Origin of the sequence: Bradyrhizobium sp. (genome assembly GCF_019242285.1) — a bacterium.
GTDB lineage: Bacteria > Pseudomonadota > Alphaproteobacteria > Rhizobiales > Xanthobacteraceae > Bradyrhizobium.
In genome coordinates this window covers 1-7,081 of record NZ_JAFAVV010000545.1, presented here as the reverse complement: position 1 = coordinate 7,081, position 7,081 = coordinate 1, and the positions used below count along the sequence as shown (strand labels likewise).

Sequence of the window (7,081 nt, the reverse complement as noted above, 5' to 3'; positions counted from 1 at the left end):
CTCTTCCGATTCTACAACGCCGACGGCGAGATGCTGCTCCTGCCCCAGCAGGGCGCGCTCCGCCTCCCGACCGAGTTCGGCATCATCGACGTCGAGCCCGGCGAGCTCGCGGTGATCCCGCGCGGCGTCAAATTCCGCGTCGAGATTCTGAACGGTCCCGCCCGCGGTTATCTCTGTGAAAATTACGGCGGCGCCTTCGCGCTGCCGGAGCGCGGGCCGATCGGCGCCAACTGTCTTGCGAACGCGCGCGACTTCCTCACGCCGGTTGCGTTCTACGAGGACAAAGACACGCCGACCGAGCTGTTCGTGAAATGGGGCGGTTCGCTGTTCAAGACCACGCTTCCGCATTCGCCGATCGACGTGGTCGCCTGGCACGGCAATTACGCGCCCTACAAATATGACCTGCGCACCTTCTCGCCGGTCGGCGCGATCAGCTTCGACCATCCTGATCCCTCGATCTTCACCGTGCTGACCTCGCCGTCGGAGACCGCGGGCACCGCGAACATCGATTTCGTGATCTTCCCGGAGCGCTGGCTGGTCGCGGAAAACACCTTCCGCCCACCCTGGTATCACATGAACATCATGAGCGAGTTCATGGGCCTGATCTACGGGGTCTACGACGCCAAGCCGCAGGGCTTTGTTCCCGGCGGCATGTCGCTGCACAATTGCATGCTGCCGCACGGCCCGGATCGCGAGGCGTTCAATCATGCGAGCAACAACGAGCTCAAGCCGGCGAAGCTCACCGGCACCATGGCCTTCATGTTCGAGACCCGCTTCCCGCAGCGCGTCACCGCGCACGCGGCGAAATCGGCCACGCTGCAGGACGATTATGCCGATTGCTGGAAGGGATTGGAGAAGCGCTTCGATCCGAACAGGCCGTGACTCCTGCGTTGGCGAGCTCTTGCATCGAGCTCGATGCGCTCCCTCTCCCGTTCTTCACGGGGAGAGGGTTGGGTGAGGGGCAGACGCTCGGGTGGTGCGAGCCGTTAGACCTGTACCCCCTCACCCGGATTGCATCTGGCGATGCAATCCGACCTCTCCCCGCATCCGCCTTCGCCCGAAGGCGGGCTTCGGCGGACAAGAGCGGGGCGAGGTCACAGCGAGCATGCCGCTAGATGCGTGCGCACTTTCTCCCACAAGGGGAGAAGGGAAGAGAGAGCCCGCAGATATGCCCCATCCCAATGATCCCTCTCTCCGCTCGTTCGTCCCGGTCGATCCGTCCTCGGACTTTCCGATCCAGAACCTGCCCTATGGCGTGTTCTCGGCGCGCGGGCTGGCGCCGCGGGTCGGGGTTGCGATCGGCGATTTCGTGCTCGATCTCTGGGAGCTCGAGCAGGACGGCCGGTTCGGCTTCCGCGAGATCGGCGTGTTCTCGCAGCCTTCGCTCAATTCGTTCATGGCACTGGGCCCGAAGGTCTGGAGCAGCACGCGCGCGCGGATCAGCGAGCTGTTGCGCGCGGATCATCCCGAACTGCGCGACAATGAGGAGTTGCGACAGCAGGCGCTGGTGCCGATGCGCGACGTCAGGCTGCACCTGCCGATCACCGTCGCCGGCTATACCGACTTCTACTCCTCGAAGGAGCACGCCACCAATGTCGGCGTGATGTTCCGCGGCAGGGACAATGCGCTGCAGCCGAACTGGCTGCACATGCCGATAGGCTACAATGGCCGCGCTTCCACGGTGGTCGTGTCGGGCACCAAGGTGAGGCGACCGCGCGGGCAGTTGAAGCCGCCGAACGTGGAGCTGCCGAGCTTCGGCCCGTGCAAGCGGCTCGATTTCGAGCTGGAGATGGGCGTCGTGGTCGGGCAGGGCTCGGCGATGGGCGAGATGCTCACCGAGGCGCAGGCGGAGGCGATGATCTTCGGCTTCGTGCTGCTCAACGACTGGAGCGCGCGCGACATCCAGCAATGGGAATATGTGCCGCTCGGGCCGTTCCAGGCCAAGGCGTTCGCGACCTCGATCTCGCCCTGGGTGGTGACGCGCCAGGCGCTGGAGCCGTTCCGTGTGAGCGGCCCGGCGCAGGACCCGGTGCCGCTGCCGTATCTGCGACAGACCCGACCGAACAATTACGACATGGCGCTGGAGGTCGGGCTGCGCGCCGGCGCGATGAACATACCGCGCACCATCTGCGCCACCAATTTCAAGTACATGTACTGGTCGTCGGTGCAGCAGCTCATGCATCACGCCTCATCCGGCTGCGCGATGAATGTCGGCGATCTCCTGGGCAGCGGCACCATCTCCGGGCCGGAGAAATCCCAGCGCGGCAGCCTGCTGGAGATCAGTTGGAACGGCACCGAGCCGGTCGAGCTTGCGCCCGGTGTGTCGCGCACGTTCCTGGAGGATGGCGATTCGCTGGTGATGCGCGGCGGATGCCAGGGCGACGGCTACCGCGTCGGTTTCGGCGAGGTCGAGGGGACGATCCTGCCGGCGGAGTGATGGAAGCGCCTTATCGCTCCGCCGCCGGCACGTCTTTCAGCCGCGCCACATGTGCGGCGACCTCGTCGGCCGAATATTTCAGATGCACGCGCTTGTCGGACGGCGGATGCTTTGCCGTGCACACGCCCACCCGCCATTCCCGTGAGGGACGGATCGGCCGCGGCGAAAAACCGCCGCCGCAGTTCGGGCAGACGTTCTGCAGCTTCGTCTCGACGCAGTCGGCGCAGAAGGTGCATTCATAGGAGCAGATGCGCGCCTCGACCGCGGCCGGCGGCAGGTCCTTGTCGCAATATTCGCAGTTCGGCCGGAGTTGCAACGCCATGGCAGGCTCATTGGCTTGAAAAGCAGATCATCGCAGATCATACGTTAGCCCACCCTACGACTACGATTTCCACGCTGCGATGATCTCGCCGATCTCCGCCGCCTCCGGCTCGCGGATCACCGACGGCGTGCGCGAGAAGCGCGGCGCGGGGCCGGGCTGGGTCACGCCATGGCGCTCGACGAACACGCCGCGGGCGGCCATGTGCGGATGCTTCGGCGCTTCCGCCATGGTGAGCACCGGCGCGAAGCAGATGTCGGTGCCTTCCATGATCCTGCACCAGTCCTCGCGCGTCCGGCTCTTGAACACCTGCGTCAGCTTCTCCTTCAGCACGGGCCAGGCCTTGCGGTCCATCTGCTTCTCGAACTCGGCGTCCTCCGTCAGCCCGGCATGCTGGCGCAGCAGCGCGTAGAACTGCGGCTCGATCGAGCCGATCGAGATGAAATGGCCGCAGGCGCATTCATAGACGCCGTAGAAATGCGCGCCACCGTCGAGCATGTTGTTGCCGCGGCCTTCGACCCAGCGGCCGGAATGGGCGAGATCGAAGAACATCGCCATCAGCGAGGCAGCGCCGTCGCACATCGCGGTATCCACCACCTGCCCCTTGCCGGATCGCGAGGCTTCGAGCAGCGCCGCCAGCACGCCCATCGCAAGATAGAGCGCGCCGCCGCCGAAATCGCCCACCAGGTTGAGGGGCGGCACCGGCTTGTCCTTGGTGCCGATCGCGGCCAGCGCGCCGGTGATCGCGATGTAGTTGATGTCGTGGCCGGCGGCCTGCGCCAGCGGGCCTTCCTGGCCCCAGCCGGTCATGCGGCCATAGACCAGCTTTGGGTTGCGCTGAAGAACGACATCCGGGCCGAGTCCCAACCGCTCCATCACGCCCGGCCGGAATCCCTCGATCAGCGCATCGGCATGGGCGAGCAGGTCGAGCACCTGCGCGATCGCGGCGCTGTCCTTCAGGTCGATCTCGACCACCTTGCGGCCGCGCACCGCCACCGCTTTCAGGTTCTTCTTCGCGCCGACGCGGTCGAGCGTGATCACCTCGGCGCCCATGTCGGCCAGCAGCATGCAGGCGAAGGGGCCCGGGCCGATGCCGGCGAATTCGACGATGCGGAAGCCGGCCAGCGGGCCGGAGGCGGTTCGCGAAGCGGGTTTGTCGAGCACGATGGTCCGTCCTGGATGAGAGAGAAATCAAGCCGCGGGCGTCGGGGCGCCATGGCGGTCGGGATCGCCGAGCGTTACCTTGGCGGCGTCGGCCCAGAGTTTCGCGTTCTGCTGCTGCCGCTCGGTGCCGGTGCCTTCCTCGGCGACCTTGCGGCCGAGCGCGACATAGACCGGAATCTCCTCGTCGCGCATCGGCTTCATCACCTGCTTGCGCGCCATCGCCTTCTCGACATAGGGCGCAAGCTCGGCGTCCTTGCGCTTCTGCCGCTCGATCTCGCGCGCGCGGAATTCCGGCATCACCTCGCCTGCGAACAGCTTCAGCGCCTCGCAGATGTGCTCATGCCGGTTGCGGCCGCCCTGCTGGATGAAGATGGTCTGGTCGACGCCGGACTCCTCGAAATGGCGCAGATGGGTGCGGACCTGGTCGGGCGTGCCGATGCCCTGCTCGGGGCCGGCCGGCGGCAGCGCGTGACGGGCCTTCTCGAAATTGGCCCAGATGTCGGTGCGACCGGGCTTGTGCTCGCCGAAAATATAGTGATGCGCGAGCCCATAGCGGAAGAAGCGCAGCCCGTCCTCGCCGCGGCGGCGCGCCTCCGTCTCGTCGGGATGCACGGAGAAGCCGGTCACCATCGCGACGTTGGGATTGACGGCGTGCCCGATCGGCACGCACTCCTCCCTGAAGATGCGGTAGTAGTCGTCGACCCATTGCTTGGCCTCGCGCGGATCGACGAAGGCAAACGTCAGCGCGCCGATGCCGCAGCGCGCCGCGAGCTTGATGGTCTCGCGGTTGGAGCAGGCGACCCACAGCGGCGGATGCGGCTTCTGCAGCGGCTTCGGCACCACGTTGCGGCAGGGCATCTCGAAGAACTCGCCCTTGAAGCCGGGATAGGGATTCAGCGCCAGCATGTTGGCGCATTGCTCGACCGCCTCCGTCCACATCCGCCGCTTCTCGGCATTGTCGAAGCCGACGTTGAAGCCGCCGAGCTCCATCACGGACGCGCTCTCGCCGGTGCCGAATTCGACGCGACCATTGGAGACGAGGTCGAGGGTGGCGATGCGCTCGGCGACCCGGGCGGGGTGATTGTATTTCGGCGGCATCAGGCAGATGCCATGGCCGAGCCGGATGTTCCTGGTGCGCTGCGAGCAGGCGGCGAGAAAGATTTCCGGCGCGGAGGAATGCGAATATTCCTCCAGGAAATGATGCTCGACCTCCCAGGCGTAGTCGATGCCGAGCCGGTCGGCGAGCTCGACCTGGTCGAGCGCCTCCTGCAACAGCCGGTGCTCGGCTCCCTCGTCCCACGGGCGCGGCAATTGGTGCTCGTAGAAAATGCCGAATTTCATGGGCGCTCCCGGAGACGAGTTAATCGGTTGATTAACGAAATTGTCCCGCCTTCGTCAGGTGGAAGCAAGCCTCTTTTGCCGCCGTGATGGCTGCAATGCAAAGCGGCGCGCAATCGTGTTGCGCGCCGCAGCAGAGAGTTGTGTGTACTGGCTAAAGCGTGAGGAGATTAGGCGACATCGAGCCTCATCGGAGGTGTGCCCCCTCGCCCCGTTCTTCACGGGAGAGGGCTGGGGTGAGGGGCTGTTTCCACAGCAGGACTCGCGGAGAGTCCCCTCACCCGGATTGCATCTGGCGATGCAATCCGACCTCTCCCCGCGAGCGGGGAGAGGTGAGGCGAGCTCGCCTTGCGATCAACCCGCGTCGGTGACGGCGCGCTGGGCCATCACCTTGACCAGGTTGGCGCGGTAGTCGGACGAGCCGTGGATGTCGCTCAGGAGGCCCGCGTCGGAAACCTTGATGTTGTCCAGCGCGCTCGCCGCCCAGTTGGCCTTCAGCGCGGACTCGATCGCACCCACCCGCATCACGCCGCTCTGCGAGGCGCCGGTCGCGGCGACGCGGACATCGCCCGCCTTGGTCCTCGCGACGAATACGCCGGTCAGCGCGAAGCGCGAGGCCGGGTGGCGCATCTTGGCGTAGCCCGCCTTGTCGGGGATCGGGAACGACACGGCGGTGATGATCTCGCCGTCCTCCAGCGCCGTGGTGAACAGGCCCTTGAAGAAATCGTCGGCCGAGATCGGGCGCTTGTTGGTCCTCACGGTCGCCGCCAGCGCGAGCAGGGCGGCCGGGTAATCCGCGGCCGGATCGTTGTTGGCGATCGAGCCGCCGATGGTGCCGCGATGGCGCACGGCGGGATCGCCGAGCATCGCGGTCAGCCGCGCGATGGCCGGGATCGCCTTCTGCACGTCGGCGTTCGTCATGATGTCGTAATAGGGCGTCGCGGCCTTGATGGTGAGCGTGTCCGCCGTCGCCTCGACGCCGACCAGCTCCTTGATCCTGGCCAGGTCGATGACGTCGGAAGGCGCGGCCAGCCGCTGCTTCATGACCGGAAGCAGGGTGTGGCCGCCGGCCAGATATTTGGGCTCCGTGCCCTTGGCGAACAGGGCTGCCGCCTCGTCGATGGAGGAGGGGCGGTGATAGGTGGTGGAATACATCGTGGGCTCCTGAAATCTTTTTCCGGTCACATCAGCCGTGGATCGCGTGCCAGACGCGATCGGGGGTGGCCGGCATCTCCAGTTTGTTGCTGCCGATCGCATCCGTGATCGCATTGATCACCGCGGCCGAGGCGCCGATGGCGCCGGCCTCGCCGCAGCCCTTCACCCCGAGCGGATTGCCGGGGCAGAGCGTCGTGGTGTGCGACAGCTTGAACGAGGGCAGGTCGTCGGCGCGCGGCATGGTGTAGTCCATGAACGACGCGGTCACGAGCTGGCCGTTGTCGTCATAGACCGTGCCTTCCAGCAGCGCCTGGCCGATGCCCTGGGCGAGCCCGCCATGGACCTGGCCCTCGACGATCATCGGGTTGATCAGGCGCCCGAAATCGTCGGCCGCGACGAAGTTGACGAAGCTGGTCTTGCCGGTCGAGGGATCGACCTCGAGCTCGCAGATATAGGCGCCGGCCGGGAAGGTGAAGTTGGTCGGGTCGTAGAACGCGGTCTCCTTCAGGCCGGGCTCCATGCCGTCGGGCAGATTGTGCGCGGTATAGGCGGCGAGCGCGACCATCGGCAGCGCCAGCGCCTTGTCGGTGCCGGTCACCTTGAACTCGCCGTTCTCGATGACGATGTCGTTCTCCGACGCCTCGAGCTGGTGGGCGGCGATCTTCTTG

At 66.0% G+C, this 7,081-nt stretch carries 7 protein-coding genes; 2 read left to right on the top strand and 5 right to left on the bottom strand.

The window, feature by feature from the left end; all coding sequences use genetic code 11:
* The coding region (locus JOY90_RS22105; RefSeq protein WP_291693238.1) for a homogentisate 1,2-dioxygenase domain-containing protein at positions 1-882 on the top strand (882 nt) is incomplete at its 5' end.
* A 286-nt stretch (positions 883-1,168) separates the two neighbouring features.
* On the top strand, positions 1,169-2,437 hold the full coding sequence (fahA, locus tag JOY90_RS22100; protein ID WP_291693237.1) for a fumarylacetoacetase: 1,269 nt from the start codon (positions 1,169-1,171) through the stop codon (positions 2,435-2,437).
* A 10-nt stretch (positions 2,438-2,447) separates the two neighbouring features.
* Here fahA and JOY90_RS22095 read toward each other — a convergent pair whose 3' ends face one another.
* The 5 genes from JOY90_RS22095 to JOY90_RS22075 all read right to left on the bottom strand — a co-directional run.
* Positions 2,448-2,759, bottom strand: coding sequence for a DUF1272 domain-containing protein (locus JOY90_RS22095; RefSeq protein ID WP_291693236.1), 312 nt, complete (start codon positions 2,757-2,759; stop codon positions 2,448-2,450).
* Between the two features lie 60 nt (positions 2,760-2,819).
* Positions 2,820-3,920 (bottom strand): CaiB/BaiF CoA-transferase family protein, encoded by a 1,101-nt coding sequence (locus JOY90_RS22090; RefSeq protein ID WP_291693235.1) that lies wholly within the window; start codon positions 3,918-3,920, stop codon positions 2,820-2,822.
* Positions 3,921-3,947: 27 nt separating this feature from the next.
* Positions 3,948-5,261, bottom strand: a complete 1,314-nt coding sequence (locus JOY90_RS22085) for an LLM class flavin-dependent oxidoreductase (protein WP_291693234.1) — start codon at positions 5,259-5,261, stop codon at positions 3,948-3,950.
* 351 nt (positions 5,262-5,612) lie between these two features.
* Complete coding sequence (locus tag JOY90_RS22080) at positions 5,613-6,413, bottom strand: xanthine dehydrogenase family protein subunit M (RefSeq protein WP_291693233.1); 801 nt, start codon at positions 6,411-6,413, stop codon at positions 5,613-5,615.
* A 31-nt stretch (positions 6,414-6,444) separates the two neighbouring features.
* A partial coding sequence (locus tag JOY90_RS22075) for a molybdopterin cofactor-binding domain-containing protein (RefSeq protein WP_291693232.1) occupies positions 6,445-7,081 on the bottom strand: 637 nt, incomplete at its 5' end.

Excerpts from the sequence above, each read along its gene's own strand:
- fahA (WP_291693237.1), top strand. The coding sequence starts at position 1,169 with ATGCCCCATCCCAATGATCCCTCTCTCCGCTCGTTCGTCCCGGTCGAT.
- JOY90_RS22095 (WP_291693236.1), bottom strand. The coding sequence starts at position 2,759 with ATGGCGTTGCAACTCCGGCCGAACTGCGAATATTGCGACAAGGACCTG.
- JOY90_RS22085 (WP_291693234.1), bottom strand. The coding sequence starts at position 5,261 with ATGAAATTCGGCATTTTCTACGAGCACCAATTGCCGCGCCCGTGGGAC.
- JOY90_RS22080 (WP_291693233.1), bottom strand. The coding sequence starts at position 6,413 with ATGTATTCCACCACCTATCACCGCCCCTCCTCCATCGACGAGGCGGCA.